General features: G+C 37.7%; 14 protein-coding genes. 5 read left to right on the top strand and 9 right to left on the bottom strand.

Going from position 1 to position 15766, the window contains the following annotated elements:
* Positions 1-48 precede the first annotated feature (48 nt).
* The 6 genes from nagE to AN964_RS03205 all read right to left on the bottom strand — a co-directional run bounded on the left by nagE (position 49) and on the right by AN964_RS03205 (position 5479).
* The gene (nagE, locus tag AN964_RS03230; protein WP_055738338.1) at positions 49-1515 is read right to left on the bottom strand and encodes an N-acetylglucosamine-specific PTS transporter subunit IIBC; all 1467 of its coding nucleotides are present in this window, start codon (positions 1513-1515) and stop codon (positions 49-51) included.
* Positions 1516-1899: 384 nt separating this feature from the next.
* Entirely contained in the window at positions 1900-2727 is an 828-nt protein-coding gene (locus AN964_RS03225) for a PRD domain-containing protein (protein WP_055738337.1), read from the bottom strand.
* Positions 2728-2766: 39 nt separating this feature from the next.
* Positions 2767-3255 carry a PTS sugar transporter subunit IIA gene (locus AN964_RS03220; RefSeq protein WP_055738336.1) on the bottom strand — a complete coding sequence of 163 codons (489 nt, stop codon included), beginning with the start codon at positions 3253-3255 and terminating at the stop codon, positions 2767-2769.
* Positions 3256-3468: 213 nt separating this feature from the next.
* On the bottom strand, positions 3469-3990 hold the full coding sequence (locus tag AN964_RS03215; protein ID WP_055738335.1) for a P-loop nucleotide/nucleoside kinase family protein: 522 nt from the start codon (positions 3988-3990) through the stop codon (positions 3469-3471).
* A gap of 19 nt (positions 3991-4009) precedes the next feature.
* Complete coding sequence (locus AN964_RS03210) at positions 4010-4927, bottom strand: aminoglycoside phosphotransferase family protein (RefSeq protein WP_055738334.1); 918 nt, start codon at positions 4925-4927, stop codon at positions 4010-4012.
* Between the two features lie 12 nt (positions 4928-4939).
* Positions 4940-5479 carry a GNAT family N-acetyltransferase gene (locus AN964_RS03205; RefSeq protein WP_055738333.1) on the bottom strand — a complete coding sequence of 180 codons (540 nt, stop codon included), beginning with the start codon at positions 5477-5479 and terminating at the stop codon, positions 4940-4942.
* A 547-nt stretch (positions 5480-6026) separates the two neighbouring features.
* Between AN964_RS03205 and AN964_RS03200 the strand changes: the two genes are divergently transcribed.
* Positions 6027-6467 (top strand): hypothetical protein, encoded by a 441-nt coding sequence (locus tag AN964_RS03200; protein WP_055738332.1) that lies wholly within the window; start codon positions 6027-6029, stop codon positions 6465-6467.
* A 97-nt stretch (positions 6468-6564) separates the two neighbouring features.
* Here AN964_RS03200 and AN964_RS03195 read toward each other — a convergent pair whose 3' ends face one another.
* The gene (locus AN964_RS03195) at positions 6565-7170 is read right to left on the bottom strand and encodes a TetR/AcrR family transcriptional regulator (protein WP_055738331.1); all 606 of its coding nucleotides are present in this window, start codon (positions 7168-7170) and stop codon (positions 6565-6567) included.
* A gap of 178 nt (positions 7171-7348) precedes the next feature.
* On the opposite strand from AN964_RS03195, the gene AN964_RS03190 reads away from it, so the two are divergent.
* Entirely contained in the window at positions 7349-8110 is a 762-nt protein-coding gene (locus AN964_RS03190; RefSeq protein WP_055738330.1) for an SDR family oxidoreductase, read from the top strand.
* A gap of 141 nt (positions 8111-8251) precedes the next feature.
* A complete protein-coding gene (locus AN964_RS03185) occupies positions 8252-8488 on the top strand; it encodes a hypothetical protein (RefSeq protein ID WP_055738329.1) in 237 nt (78 codons plus the stop codon).
* 63 nt (positions 8489-8551) lie between these two features.
* Here the strand turns inward: AN964_RS03185 and AN964_RS03180 are convergent, their stop codons facing one another.
* Together AN964_RS03180 and AN964_RS03175 are read right to left on the bottom strand one after the other, a co-directional pair.
* A complete protein-coding gene (locus AN964_RS03180; protein ID WP_055738328.1) occupies positions 8552-11611 on the bottom strand; it encodes an efflux RND transporter permease subunit in 3060 nt (1019 codons plus the stop codon).
* A 57-nt stretch (positions 11612-11668) separates the two neighbouring features.
* Complete coding sequence (locus AN964_RS03175; protein WP_055738327.1) at positions 11669-14029, bottom strand: bifunctional YncE family protein/alkaline phosphatase family protein; 2361 nt, start codon at positions 14027-14029, stop codon at positions 11669-11671.
* A gap of 383 nt (positions 14030-14412) precedes the next feature.
* Here AN964_RS03175 and AN964_RS03170 point away from each other — a divergent pair, with 383 nt between their 5' ends.
* A complete protein-coding gene (locus AN964_RS03170) occupies positions 14413-14610 on the top strand; it encodes a DUF3951 domain-containing protein (RefSeq protein ID WP_055738326.1) in 198 nt (65 codons plus the stop codon).
* Between the two features lie 47 nt (positions 14611-14657).
* Complete coding sequence (locus tag AN964_RS03165; RefSeq protein ID WP_055738325.1) at positions 14658-15095, top strand: SRPBCC family protein; 438 nt, start codon at positions 14658-14660, stop codon at positions 15093-15095.
* The last annotated feature ends 671 nt before the right edge of the window (positions 15096-15766 follow it).

Below are 15766 nucleotides of genomic sequence, written 5' to 3'. Positions count from 1 at the left end.
TTTCATGAAAAAAACCTACTTTATGAAAAAAGTAGGTTTCATCTATTATTAGCTGCGAATTCTATGGATTTCATCCGCCACAAATTGAACATTTGTGCCGACAATAACTTGAATACTTGTTGATCCGACAACATTAATTCCCGGAACGCCTGTAGATTTGATCTTATTTTTATCCACTTTATTCATGTCTTTCACTTCTACTCTTAGACGTGTAACGCAGTTATCAACAGATACAACATTTTCATCGCCGCCTAAGCCATCGTAAATCTTTTCTGCCATTGCAGTGAATCTATTTGCTTTGTTCGTAGCTGTTGCTGCCACTTCTTGTTCCATTACGCTTACGCCTTCTTCCATTTCTTCTCCTCGACCAGGAGTCATAAGGTTGAATTTTGTAATGATGAAACGGAATACGAAATAGTAAATTACCGCAAATACTAAGCCTTGTACAAGTAACATTAATGGCATATTCGCAATCGGAATTTTTAAACTTAACACAAAGTCAACTAATCCCGCACTGAATCCAAATCCTGCTGTCCAATGGAATAGGGCAGCAATCATTAAAGAAAGACCTGTTAAAACTGCATGCACAACATAAAGTACCGGCGCTACGAACATGAAGGAAAACTCAAGTGGTTCAGTAACCCCTGTAAAGAAGGACGCAAAACCTGCTGCCATCATCAAAGATGCTACTTGTTTTTTGTGTTTTGTTTTTGCAGTATGGTACATTGCAAGTGCTGCTGCTGGTAAACCAAACATCATGACTGGGAAGAAACCAGCTTGGTACATACCTGTGACACCCTTTGTACCTTTGGATGCCCAGAAATTTTTAATATCGTCGATTCCAGCAACGTCAAACCAGAACACGGCATTTAAAGCATGGTGTAAGCCAATAGGAATTAATAGGCGATTGAAGAATCCGTATAAGCCGGCACCTATCGCACCTAATTTACTAATTCCTTCTCCAAATGAAACTAATCCTGTATAAATTACTGGCCATACGAAGAACAAAACAACAGAAATAACAATCATTGCAACCGCTGTCATAATCGGCACTAAACGTTTTCCACTAAAGAACGCTAGGAAATCCGGTAATTTTACCTTACTAAAACGGTTGTACATTACAGAAGCGACAATGCCGGAAAGAATACCGATAAATGCATTATCAATTTTTCCAAAGGCAGGATCTACCTTACCAGCATCAATATGTTTTAACATTGCTACCGCATCTGTTGAAAGCAATGTAGTTGCTACGAGAAAAGCTACTAATCCACTGATTGCTGCAGATCCATCCCTTTCTTTCGCCATTCCTAAGGCAACCCCAACTGCAAACAAAATTGGAATATGATCGATAATGGAACTTCCAGCCTTAATCAAGAAAGCCGCTACAGGGCTTCCAGCACCCCAACCACTCGGGTCAATCCAGTAACCAATACCCATTAGAATCGCTGCAGCTGGTAAAACTGCTACTGGCAGCATTAAGGAGCGGCCAATTCTTTGTAAATATTTCATTACCATGGTTTCATTTCCCCCTAAAAAATATATTCTCTTTTTTAGATAAACTAGTAATCTCCATTTTTTGGGGTTCAGAATAATCCGTATAAGTACAAGGAATTCAGAGTGATTATGGTATGGATAAATAGAAAAATAATATCTAAGACGATTCTAATTCCTCTGATTTCACTAGTTACATTCGGCTCTTATCCGAATCCCGCTGCAACACTCCCTTCAAGCTTTTTATGGCTGTTTTCGCATACATGTGAAAAAGCCTTTATTGAAAAAGCAATTTGCTTATTCAATTACTGTTTTCTTATTTCGTAAACTGTTATAAATCCTAATGGAAACTTATCTTCGGTGCATCTTTTCTTTATCTATAAAAACAATATTGTTTAAGAAAAGAGCTTATTCAATCCACTGTTTTCTCAATCGTTCAATGTGAAGAGTGATATATCCCATTTCATGTTTCGGTAGCATCAAATCGTGATTAGCATCCAATTCCTTCGCTACCTTCCGTGCACATTGATAGGAAAGTGGGAACTTTTTCTTGATCATATCAAGCATTTCCTCGTCCATTGTGTGGGTTTCATCGTGATTCATTCTAGTTAAAGCAAATCTTAAATGAGTAATAAGCCGATGATAGGATATATCGTCTTCCCTCACTTGGATATGAAGAAAACCCATAATGGTTTCGACGATTTCTCGGATGATGGTTGTTTGAATCACCGTTTGACGCATATCTCCGCCTTGAAGTTTCATCGTATGAATATGGAGAGCAATATATCCCGCTTCATCCTCCGGCATTCGAATATGACATGTTTTTTCAATATAGTTTACAGCCCACAGACCGATTTCAAATTCCCTTTTGTACAAGATTCTAATTTCGTGCAATAGCTTGTTCTTTAATTGAATGCCTTGCGATTCCCGCTCAAGTGCATAGGAAAGATGGTCTGTGAGCGCAATATGAATATGTTCGTTCAGCTTGGTTCCCAAGTATTCTTCTGCATAAGAAATAATTTTTTCTGAGATGATGAAATGCTCTTCTGGAATTCGGCTAAGGAGCTGCTGGAGCTTTTCGTTTTCCTTCATGACAAAAAGCTTTTCTACTTTCCCGGCATTGACGATATCATTTCTCTTTTTGCCAAAGGCAATTCCCGCCCCAACAGCAATTTTCTCCTGCATACCGTCATTCACAATGACAGCATTATTATTCAGGATCCTCGTTATTTTCATCCGAATTCATCTCCTTGTATTCACTATTTATACAGTGTATCATTTTCCGGATGCAGTTATCATAACGGTCTGACCTTGAATGCCTTCTTTTTCCTCCGTGAACGTATACTGTTTATTTCCATCATGGCTGTTTGTTATCACCATTGGTGTTACTGTACTGCTTGCATGAGTACCAATGTATTCCCAATCGACCTCGATTAAAAGCTGACCCATGGAGACACGATCCCCTTCATTTACTCGAACGGTAAAGCCTTCTCCCTCCAATGCGACTGTTTCCAATCCAATATGGATGAGAATCTCCGTTCCATCCTTCGCAAGAATGCCTACTGCATGCTTTGTCGGAGCAACTTGGATAATCGTCCCCTCAACTGGGGAATGAATCCCGCCGTTCGAAGGCATAATAGCGATCCCTTCCCCCATCATTTTTTGGCTAAAAACAGGATCCGGAACCTCTTCAATCGGAATAACTCGACCGTTCACAGGTGCATATATCTCTAGTGGTGTTTTTTTGAAAAGATTTTTAAACATGTTAAAGGACTCCTCTTTTACATTTTTGACATCAAAAAAGGCATGGCGGTATTAAAGAAGGGGACACTATTTGGACCTTCCAATTACCACCATGCCTGATCGTATCAGTAACATGTGATGCATTATTAAAGTATTAGGTACATATTATCATGATTTTTTTCGGGATTCAAGTGGAAGCGGTAACATTTTTTATTTGAATTTTTCCGATTATTTTTACTGAAGATAGTTCATGGCATCCTCAAGTAAATCCTGAATGGGTTTGGATGTATCCACCTTTAAAAATTCCGGCCCGTACGGTCGCTTACTATTTTGAATCGATTTTCGAAACATTTCTTCTGATTCAATACCCTGAATCTGGCTGATCAAACGCTCTCGAGTTTTTAACCTTCTATTTATTTCTATGAAATCCTCCAGATAACATTCTATATATTTATAATCAGCTTGATGTTTTTTGGAAATGCCCTGACCCTTTTCCAGCATTTCTTCATAGAAGCAAGGGCTATCAAAAATAACACTATGTCCTTGCGACAAATGGAAATCGATTAGTGCCCATTCAATATCATATGAAATGCTTCCTGTAGTTTTGGCATCTACCTGCTTTTCGTCTAGGGATTCTAGAAAAGCTGATTTTACAATATCATGATCGATCACAACAGCACCTGTTCTTTTACCGATTTGTCTCGCAAGTGTCGACTTCCCTGATCCTGGAAAGCCTGACATTTGGAGAAAAAACATAAGACATTCTCCTCTCTTTTTATTGCTTAAATCCTGTTAAAAACCAACCTGGAGTAAGATTTTCAAAATTCTTATGATCTTCCATCACTCGATACAACCTCTCCATCATTTCATCAATGGTGTCAGGCGCCGCTTTTAACGTCCAGACAATAGAAGAGAAAATGGTCATAACTAAATAGATAGAATACAGCCTCCAAAAATGTTCCGGAATTTCACCATTAAAATATCCGATAATTTGTCCAACCGAAAATGGAATACTTGTTTCACACGAGAACATTCCTACTTTTACAAAATCATGGAATGGGTCTCCCCAATCGAAGCGTTCAAAATCGATAACACCACTGTATTGCTTATTTTTTTCAATGATATTTCCTGGATGAAAGTCATCATGTTGAAAGCGATTTGGACGATTTTTTAGAAGATCAACATTCGTTTCGATAAAATCTATTAGCCTATGGTCTGAATGAATTCTTTTTCCACACGTTTTATATGCATCTATGTATCTTTTATATTTCTTCGTTATCCTTGGAAACCATGATTCAATTGTTGACGGAGCCTGAAGGGAATGCATGCGTTTAAGATCCTGGCTAGCGGCCATACCAATTGAATACTGTTCCCTAAGAGTATACGCAGGAAGCTTTATCTTTGCATCTTCGCCTTCCACATAAGAATACACACTGTAGCACATTCCCTTATCCTCCAATAAACCTAGCTCAATTGGTTGCGGAGATTGTACATGCAGCTTCTTCATTTCTTGTAAAATAGCAAATTCCGTTGTTTTTCTTTCATATTCCTTGGCACCGCTAGTACGTAATAAGTACTTTTCCTGTTCATTCACGGTAACAAGATACTTCTTATCGAAGGAATATCCCTTATGTATTTCTTCGACTTTTTTGGCTGATCGAAGTATGGGAATTTCCGTTATTAACTCTTCCATACTATCCCCGCCTTATTTTTTATATTCCATTAGCCAGCAGTCACGAAGTTCCCCTTCATGCATCTCATGTTTCGGGAGAAATTTCACTTTTTTCATCCCGCATTTTTCATAACAGGCAATAGCACGTTCATTCCAGCTTTGCGGATCCATCACGACTCTGTCTGCGCCTTTTTCCCTTACCAAAAATTCTATCATGGAAGAAACCAGCTGCTTGCCGATTCCTTTATTCCAATACAGAACTTCCCCAATAAATTGATCGGTTCCAAATATCGTTTCAGGTGTATCTGCGTATCCGTATTCTTCTATCTCATCCTCTTCTAATGGGTAAAATTGAATATAGCCAATTTCTGCACCCTCGTATTCTATGATACAACCAGTAACTTCACTATTTTCCCGATTGTAAAAATGCTTTGTCACCATCTCCATATCATGCGGCTGATCTCTGCCTTCATAATATTCAAGGACACAGGGATCAGATAGCCACTTTACTAACTTTTCTTTATCCGTATCAACAAGTTTTCGTACAAGTAATGCTCCTTTTTGATATATCATTGGTTTTCTCCTTCCAAATGTATCATTAATGAATTCCTCAATCTCCGAGGTATTTCCTTCTTTTTGATGAAGGTTGCCTTTTCTGATAGTGTGAGAAAAACTTCTCTTCTCGTAAAGGGCAGCTCGCTTTCGTTTTTGCGTTACTCTTGGTCTTTTGAATTTTTATAAAGGACAACTCTCTTCAGTTTTTCCTTCCACTTGGTCTCTTGAATCAGATGGTAATCAATTTCGGCCATCTAATTGCTATTACTGTTTATTTGCTAATCCGTTTTATAGTCGATCGGTGATCTTCGTTCAAATCAAAAGCTATCCTAAGAAAATTACGTATTTCCAGATACAGTTACATTTGTTTCAGAAGCAATTCTTGCAAGTCCGTTCTCCTAGCATGCCGGTTGACGTAGATAGTGCACGAGCAAAAATCATTAAATCTCTTATTTTTTCATTCCTTGTTTTAAAAGTTATGCATCCTTTGTGATAATTAAATACTAAGGATGCATAATTTTATATTGACTATTATTATGGATAAGCTGTATATAAAGGGGGATTTATGAAAAAGGGAATCTTTTGGTTATGTATTGTAGTGGTTATTTTATTAATTGTTGCTTTATATACAGGAATCTTTAGCTTTTTGATTTATCTTTTAAGCATAATTCCAATACTGAACATAACAATTTACAACTGGCCTTCTGTTTTTACTTTTTCTCTATGTATCATAATATGGATTATTCCATATGAATTGATTGGTTTTCTTCAAGATATTCCTGGCAAAAATAAATATCTTATAAAGCTATTTTCGTTGATTTCAACTTTATTAAATCTTTCACTATTTACACTTTATATACTATTTTTAGATCACCGTTTTATTGGACTTTCGTTTTCCAAGGTAGGAATTATCTGTCTTATCATCATAACTATTGCTTTATCAAAAATAATTAATATAGCTGGAACTAAATTAAAAGATGCAGAAGAAAATAACAATAGCATATAATAAGTTCCAATAAATACAAAGGAGTCTCACCAATACTACTGACTCTTTTTTTGTTTTCGTTTTCTTTCCTATTGCTCAAGACCAAATTTGTTGAAAATTATTCCGTTAAATGTAACTTAAAAACAGTGTTCACCTGACTAAACTGGATGATTTTCAATAATTGTTCTGCCATATAGGTAGAGCTGTATTTAAATCCTTGATTAATCCACTCTACCATCATCCCGAAAATGGCATACGCATGAAAGCTTGCTTGCAGTTCGCGATCTATTTTTGCATCGGGGTGATGATCGTATAAATCGTGCAAAACCAAGTCTTTTAAAACATGACAAATCTTATTTTGGAATCCTGATAGTGCACTTGATTGAACGATTAAAGTATAAAATCCCCTGTATTTATCCACATGGTCAAAAATTTTAATAGCGGAAGAAGTAAGTTTTCTTACCTCAAACGTTTCGCTGTTTATATATGGTTCCCGATAAGAGGCAATTAGATTGGATATGACATCGTCCATCATCTCTTCTAATAGATCCTCTTTATATTGATAATGCTTGTAAAAAGTCCCTCGGTTCAAGTTTGCCAATTGTACAAGGTCTGTAATGGTAATTTCTTTAAAATCCTTCTTTTGCATTAAAGATATTAACGCATCCTTTAATGCCTGTTTGGATTTAGCGATTCTTCTATCAATAGAATTATTTTTAGACATAAGAAACCCTCGCTGTTCAATAATAAAAATTAATAAACAAATATAAGAGATAGTGTTGATTTTCCAACAAATAGACCTTCATTTGCTGATTGTACGTTGGATACTTTGATTATATTATATTTAGTAGATAGATAAGCAACAAATGTTCATTAAAATCCAAATGAATGGAGGACTTTTCATGAAACTAGAAAATAAAGTTGCGGTTGTAACAGGAGCAGCATCCGGAATGGGAAAAGCTATTGCAGAGTTATATGCAAAGGAAGGCGCAAAAGTCATCGTTGCAGACCTTAATGCAGAAGGTGCAAAAGCTGTTGCGGATGGGATTACGAATAATGGTGGAGTTGCATTGGCCATTCAAGCAAATGTTGCAAAATTAGAAGATATCGAAAATATGATTGATACAGCTGTCAAAGAATATGGAACTTTAGACATTCTCGTGAATAATGCCGGAATTATGGATGGATTTGAGCCTGTTGGTGACATAAATGATGAACGATGGGATTTAATTTTTGATATAAATACAAAAGGTGTTATGCGGGCAATGCGAAAAGCAATCCCAATTTTCTTAGAAAAAGGCAATGGGGTGATCGTCAATATAGCTTCTACCGGTGGATTAAACGGCGCTCATGCGGGTGCTGCTTATGGGGCATCAAAACATGCTGTTGTAGGACTTACTAAGAATACAGGATACATGTATGCTAATAAAGGGATTCGCTGTAACGCAATTGCACCAGGCGGTGTAGAAACAAACATCGCTGCATCAATGAAAAATATTAATGAATTTGGTTTCGATCGTACAAAAGCAGTACAAGGTGTTATGCCGCGAACAGGAAAACCAGAAGAAATCGCTAAAGTTGCTTTATTCTTAGCTTCTGATGAATCCAGCTTTGTTAATGGAACGGTGGTATTAGCGGATGCGGGCTGGACCGCTGCATTTTAAAAGGCTAAATTAGTTATGGACTTCCTTGAAGGAGGTCCTATTTTTATTCCACGAGAACCTTCCAGATATTTCTCTGTTTTCCTAATAATAACTTTATGATACCATTAATGTAAAAATAAGTTATCCACAAGAGGAGAATTTATGTATCTAATTTTATCCATCGTTTTGGCTACCATATTAGGTTATCTTTTATTTATGCTAGGACCAATTTTTGCCGGTTTTATTGCTTTTGGAATTGTAGCAGGCTGTTTATTTAGAGGATTATACTTACTAAATAACATAAGTAAGAAACTTTCAAATGTAGCACCAGAATCGGACAAAGTAAAGGAAGTGTATGAGGCTTATCTTAAAGAAAAAGAGAATACCACCCAAGGATAGTACTCTACAAATTTATTAAAATTTTTAGCATAAAAATTGACTGCCAAAAAGGCAGCCAATTCTTTAATCTCCATATGATAAAACATTCCGACTGTGTAAATGTGTTCGCCGAACCGATTTCCACATCCAATAATAAACAGTTGGAATAACTAAAAGACTTGCAAGGGTGGAAGTAATCATTCCGCCAACCACTACCAGTCCAAGAGATTGGGATATGAGCGTATCCGACTGTCCTGAGAATGCTAACGGTAAAAGAGTCAGGATAGTCGTTGCAGCTGTCATAAGTACTGGTCTCACACGGCTTGCAGTACCTTCAATGATGAATCTTTTTAATGGTTCTCCCTCCTCTCGCAGCCTCTCCAATCGATCGACAAGTACGATTCCATTTGTTGTGACAATACCGATCAGCATTACCATTCCTACTAATGCACCTAGATTCCATGATTGCCTAAAAATAAACAGGAATAAAACCGATCCGATTAAGGCAAAAGGCAAAGAGGATAATACCGCAACTGGACCTCTAATCCCCTTAAAAATACATGAGATAATAAACAGAACCAGAATAATAGACACAACTCCAGCTAAACCAATACTCCAAATCATTTGCTGAACCTGCTGAGGGATACCTCCAAATTCAATCTGTATTCCTTTTGGCAGCTCAACTTTGTTTATAGTATCTTTAATCTGTTTTGTTACCTCTCCGATATCAGTGGTCAAAATATTCCCAGTTACAACTGCAATCGGCTGGCCATCTTTTTCACTCGTTAATAGTGGTGAATCCACATTCAGCTTTGCAAATTCCTGTAGTTTGACTGTTTCCCCATTCTTATTTTGGAAGGACAAGTGGCCCAATTGTGTAAGCCATTCCTGCTCAGAATCGGATCCTTGTGAATAGGAAAGTGAAACAGCAGAAGGCTTGCGAAGTTCCACTTGATAGGAAGACGCAGAATTCGCAACTTGGATATCAGTGCGCTTATTCAAAAAAGATTCCAACTTCACTAGTATCGCTTGCTTATCTAACCCTGAATCATTTATTTTGTCTTCGTTAAGTTCAATCGTAAACCTTTCCTGATCAGATTGTTCCGCGTCCCCATATATCTGTAAACCTTTAATTGTCTGCAATTTCCCTCTTAAGAGACCTGCAGTTTTTGCTAGTTTGCTGGGATTATCCCCCGTTAACATCAAGTTCACTCTGGAATCATCCCCGGCAATTTTCTGATTTGTAATGGTATACTTGGAGCTTGTGGAAAGATTTTTGATATCCTGTCTTAATATACTGGTTAATTGAGCGATATCAACTCCTTTTTGGGGTGTCACATATACATTTGCAATGTTTGGCTGCTGGATCCATCCTCCCCCTTGATCGAACACGTCATCGAATGCTGGTGCAAATATGGATCCAACGGACGACGAATAAGCAGCTATCTCCTTATGTTTTTGCAATAAAGCTTCCAATGCCCTAACATCGGCATCAACCTGTTCAAGTGTGGCTCCTTCTTTCGCTTCGACTTGAATGTTAAGATCTTGTGCATGTGTCCGTGGAAGAACATTTACAGGTATAAAGAAAGCGCTGATGATAGCTAAGATAAGAACAACCGTCAACCCGCTAATCCATTTGCTTCGATGTACCCAAACCTTTTCCAGCAGGACTATAGCCGACTTTTCTGTTTTTGGTGCTTTTGCATAAAAACGCCCCCTCCAAGTATTTGCGACATAAGGCGGCAAAATAAGGATAGAGACTACTAATGAACAAAGTAGCGAAATGGTCACCGCCCAACCCAGTCCGTAAAATGCTTGACCGATCATGTTTTTTGTCATGGTTAATGGTAAATACACAGCAATGGTGGTCAAGGTCGAAGAAACAACAGCTGGAACCATTTCCTTTACAGCAGAAGCTAATAAATCTAATGAATAACTGCCATTCTTTTCAAGTCTGCGATAGATATTGTCTAGCACCACAATGGAGTCATCTACCACCCTACCCATAGAAACAATCAACCCGGATACGGTTAATAGATTCAAAGTGATTCCCATTGCTTGTAAAATGGATACCGCAACAAGAAAACATATTGGCAATGTCAGGGCAATTACAGCAGTAGACCTCCATTCACGAAAAAAGAAGAAAACACATAGCATCGAAAATAAACAGCCAAGTGCGCCCTCCTTCCACAATCCATTAATCGCATGGGATACTGTTTGTCCCTGATTAGATAGAATCGTAAATGTATCATCAGGATTAGACTGCTTAATCTTAGCCAGCTTTGTCATTACATCCTTGCTTACTTTTGTGACATCCGCTGAGTTCTTTTTATACAAATCTAGTATGACACTCGGTTTCCCATTTGTTCTTACCTTCGTTTGGACATTTATTGTTCCCTTCTCAATCTTGGCAATATCCTTTAATAAAACCTGTTTATTATTTGCTGTTTTAATAATCCTATTTTCAAGGTCCGCCTTTTGGTCTGCCGTCCCTTCTACCTTCAGCATCATCTGGAGATTTTTCGTCGCAACCGTTCCTTCAGGCCAAATATTCTTGTCATTCTGAAGCACATTTTGGACATCCTCAAAACGAAGGCCATTTTCAAGCAGCTTTTTATTGTCCAAATTAACGATTAACCCTTTTTGACCATTCCCGGTTACATTTATTTTTTTTACGCCTTTTATTTCGTTTAATTGTTTTGCAAAACTTGCGGACGATGCGCTGATTTCCATAAAAGGAAAGGCATCCGAGCTAATCTTTTGGATCTCGGGCTTGTTAACATTTGCCGGAAAATTCACTTGCTGAATGGCGGCTTGGATATTTCTTTCTGCTTGTTCCACATCGAAGTTTTGTGAAAAGGTTAAACTTGCAAACAATCCCTGCGAGTAAATCGTTGATTGAATAGATTGCAGTCCGTCCACTTCCTTTAAAGAACGAACAAGATTATTATTCATTTGGTCAGTAGTGACACCATCAGTTTCGGCGGGTGATTTCCAAGTAACCATTAAAATCGGGTTATTAATTTGCGGAAGATACTCCGTTTTCATTTGTGCAGCAGAATAAATGCCCCATATAAATAACAACATCACCATAACGGAAAGAAGTACTAATCGCCTCGAAAAGAAACGAATGAACTTTTTCATAAATTTCTCCTCTCTATGTATGGATAGAGCCCCCGAGATAGGAGGCTCTCAACTAGATTATTTATGTTTGTTTTTCGGATACGGTTTGCCTTTCATGGTCTTTTCCCACAATACTTGGTTTAACTGATCCTCGTTGGCGTGGTCTGCTCCGGAGAAGTCCAGTTTGGCGGAAATTTGTGCTCCCGGTGTGTTGTTTCCGTTCTTTTCCTCCAATGAAGTACGCGGTTCTTCATATTGATACGCAGTAAAATCAGGCTTATGTGTAAAGGCATTGTACATTGGAATACTTGATGCATCGTATTGGGACATCGGCTTCATTCCAAGGATTAATTCCATCGTGCGAATCATCGAAGTAGTATCATAGAAAGTACTATCTAATTTACCTGTTTGTGTATAAGGGCTGATGACCAGCGCTTCCGTACGGTGTGCGTCGACATGATCCCAGCCGTTTTGCGCATCGTCCTGGGTAATGAAAATAGCCGTGTCTTTCCAATATTTCGAGTGACTGACCGCATCCACAAGCTTTCCGACAGCAGCATCATTTTGGGCAACCATCGCTTCCGGTGTTAATTTCCCGACTTTCGTTCCCTGTGTGTGATCATTCCCAAGACGAACAATCTGCAGCTGCGGCAGGTTATCATTTTTCACAAATTCGTTGAATTCCCTTTCCCATTCAGCTTGTCGATCCAAATCTGAAATATCAAGATTCCATCCCGGGAAAGCTGGATCGAAGTTGTCACCAATACTAGGATCCGTTGCTACCCATTGATTTTTGGCCTTGTCGAAGTTAATGAATTCACCATAATCGCGGAACGATACACCTGAACGATGTGCATTATTCCAAAGGAACCCGGCTTTTGGATAAGCAGCTTCATTGTCCCCTTCAAAATCATATGCCCGTTTGCGGCTGGAGTAGTTCGCCATCCAGTTCTTTTCTGTATAATCATTCGCTTTGGCTGCTGTAGACCAGTTATGACCTTGCGCACTGATCTCGGCATCTGCATAAAAATTGTCGAATGTCACAAATTGATTTGCGAGCTTATGAAGATTTGGGGTAATCTTTTCACCGAAACTTGTTAAGCTAGGATCCCCATTTCCCTTTCCTAAATCACCAAACACCTGGTCATATGTACGATTCTCTTTGATGATATATATCACGTGTTTAATTGGTGATTTTCCTTCTGGGTTCATCGGAATAGGATTATTACCTGTTCTTTTCCCTTCTCCTTTATCCGTTAAGTTACTAAATACCTGTTTTGTATATTGATTTAACTCATGCTCATTTGGTGTGTCGAAAATAGAAAGTGTCCCTTCGATCATACTGCCGATATACTGACCTTGATCATTTGGACCTGCCCCTAATCCTTTTGCATTCGTAACCATTACTTTATCCTTGTTCAGGTAAACGCCTGTCGGATACCATGCGGTTGGAATAAGTCCTTTTATTTTTGCCTTTTTCGAAGACAGATCAATCATAACTACATCATTGTTGCCTGCATTGGCGACATATAAGGTTTTTCCGTCTTTTGAAACCGTTAAGGCATCTGGCTGACTTCCAGTAGGAGATTGATTAAATGGCTTAACGGAAAGGGTCTGTACAACTTGTTGCGATTTTGCATCAATGATAGAGACGGAATCATCGTCTGAATTAGAAATGTATATATCCCCTGTTACCGGATTTTCCGCAATGGCATTCGGATGCAACTCAGTCGGAATGGTTTTCTTCACTTCCATTGTTTCGGGATTCAGGAGTGTTACACTGCTTTCCCCCCAATTGCTGACGTACAATGACTTTCCATCCTTTGATAAAAAAGCTGTATATGGGTTCTTTCCAACGGAAACCGTTTGAACAATTTTTTGGGTTCCAAGATCAACTTTAGAAACGGAATGGTCTAAATTATTCGCGACATACAGATATGCACCATCCGGTGATACCGAAAGTCCAGCAGGATAGAAATTGCTATTTTTACTGTCTTTTAACAGGATGGCTGGTTTTTCGGATAATTGCCCATCCGTAAAAGTAAATTGACGAATCTTATTATTTCCACCGGCTGACGCATACAATGTTTTCCCATCAGGACTAAATGCAACACCCAAATATAAAGCCTCCGGAGATTTATATTCGATTGTCTGAACCACTTTATTCGTATTGGTATCGATTACCTGAAGAGATTGTGTTCCTTGACCATCATTTGAAATAACTAAATACCTTCCATCTGGGCTTAAAGCTCCACCCATTGGAAAATTTCCTAATGTAATTTGCTGGCCGGCAGGTGTCAAGGCGGTATTATAAGGAGTAAAACCAGTATTCTCACCCACGGGTCCGGCTGTTCTGTTCAAGTTCATTGCAGCATAAGTAGAACCAGTTGTAATCATAAGAGCAGCAACAGCAGCAGTAATTGCAGTTTTTCTTTTCATTCCAACTCTCCCCTTCATTTATTTTTGTCTTACAAATAAAATGTTAGGAGAAATATATGAATATAATGTTTTGTTAAGGTTAAGAAACTAATAAGAATTTTGCGAAAATAGTCCTGTTCCTTTTGGCTTTTATTTTGTCTGTGTTTTAACAAAAATAAGAGAAAAGGAGGATTTACTTCACTAGATTTTAAGCGTTTTTTTATTATTCTATGATTATGTTCTTAGAAGGAGTTGAAATGGATGATTGTGGTCAAAATATGTAGAGAGTAATTAGTCCTAAAGCACAATAAATAATGTTTAAAAAATATTCCATACCAAGAGAGCAGGAATATAGTGAGTTTTACAGAATAAAATAATAAAATCCTATAAGGGGAGGTTCGGATTTGGGATATTTTTTTATACTAATCATTATTGTGGTAATTGGGGTTGTTTGCTTTCGATTTTTCAAAAGAAAATCAGCACCTTCCAACCAGTATACCCCCTACGATGATATAACTGTCGGGAAAAAGATAGAGATTAAAAGAGATAGCCCGCTTCATGACACCAAACACCAAATCGAATATGAAGAGAAAGATGTTTGAATTGTATTAACAAAGGGATTACAAAAAGATAAGAAGGATGATGAAAAATGAACAATCTTACCAAAATGAAAATTTTAAAACCTGCACATGATGTATTCGAGGCTTTCGCAGATCCTTCGAAAATCAAAAATTTCTGGTGGTCATCCAGCTCCGAAAGATGGGAACAGGGAAAAGCCATCACGCTTACATACGATGAGTACGATGCACAATTGGAAATAAAAATTGCAGAGGTAGATCCAGATAAAAAAATTGTTTTCTTATGGGGTGCACCAGGAGCCGAAAATGTGGTTACGATTTCGCTCAAAGAGCTAGATAGCTCTACTACTATTATTGAAGTGAACGAGGATGGTTTTAAGAGCGATGATCCTGAGCTACTTTATAAAATGATCGACAATAAAGAAGGCTGGGTTTACATGCTTACCTGTTTAAAAGGGTATTTAGAACATGGTATAAATACATTGCGTGGCGGTTTAGTGAAGGATTAATCATTAAAAGAGCAGGGGATTTTGCTAAGTAGTTCGGTTCAGAGGTAGAAAAATAAAAAGAACAAGAGTTTTAGCAAGCAAATTAGCATATAAATCTGCTTGCTTTTTTTACTAAGTTTTAATATTGAAAATAGAATCAGATTTAGCACTGGATTTAACAAGTGGGCAATAGCCATTGGTCACACTATAAAATATGTCTTAAAAGCATTGCAAACTGTGTAATCAATTTATTAGATGTATCTAGTGAAATGAGGGTTTCTGTTAGGGGCAGGTCAAGTACATGATCTAATAAATAGACGGAAAAATTCCGCTTAATTCGTAATTATTATTAAAAAAGGCATAAATAGACGGAGAGATTCCGCTTATTGTCTCGAAAAATGTATAATTAGGAGATTTTGCTTTGCATAATCGGAAAATCTCCCCTTATTTACCCCAAAAAGAGCTCCATTCTTCATTTAACGGAAGTATCTCCGCTTATTTTACTTTTGCTTGTTGCTCGTTTAAGAAAAAGACATCTTATTTAAAAATAAGTGAGGTTTTTAACAGTGACGTTCTTTAGCAAAAATTGATTTATCTTTGTGTTAGTTGAAAAACTAGTCATTTGATTAAAAAAACATTGAATATTAAACCATATATTTCGGAGTTACAGGAACGGAAAAAACATTTTTTTG

Source organism: Heyndrickxia shackletonii (assembly GCF_001420715.1).
GTDB classification, from domain to species: Bacteria; Bacillota; Bacilli; order Bacillales; family Bacillaceae_C; genus Margalitia; species Margalitia shackletonii.
The sequence above is the reverse complement of the archived record's forward strand: the minus strand, read 5'-3'. Positions and strand labels throughout refer to the sequence as shown.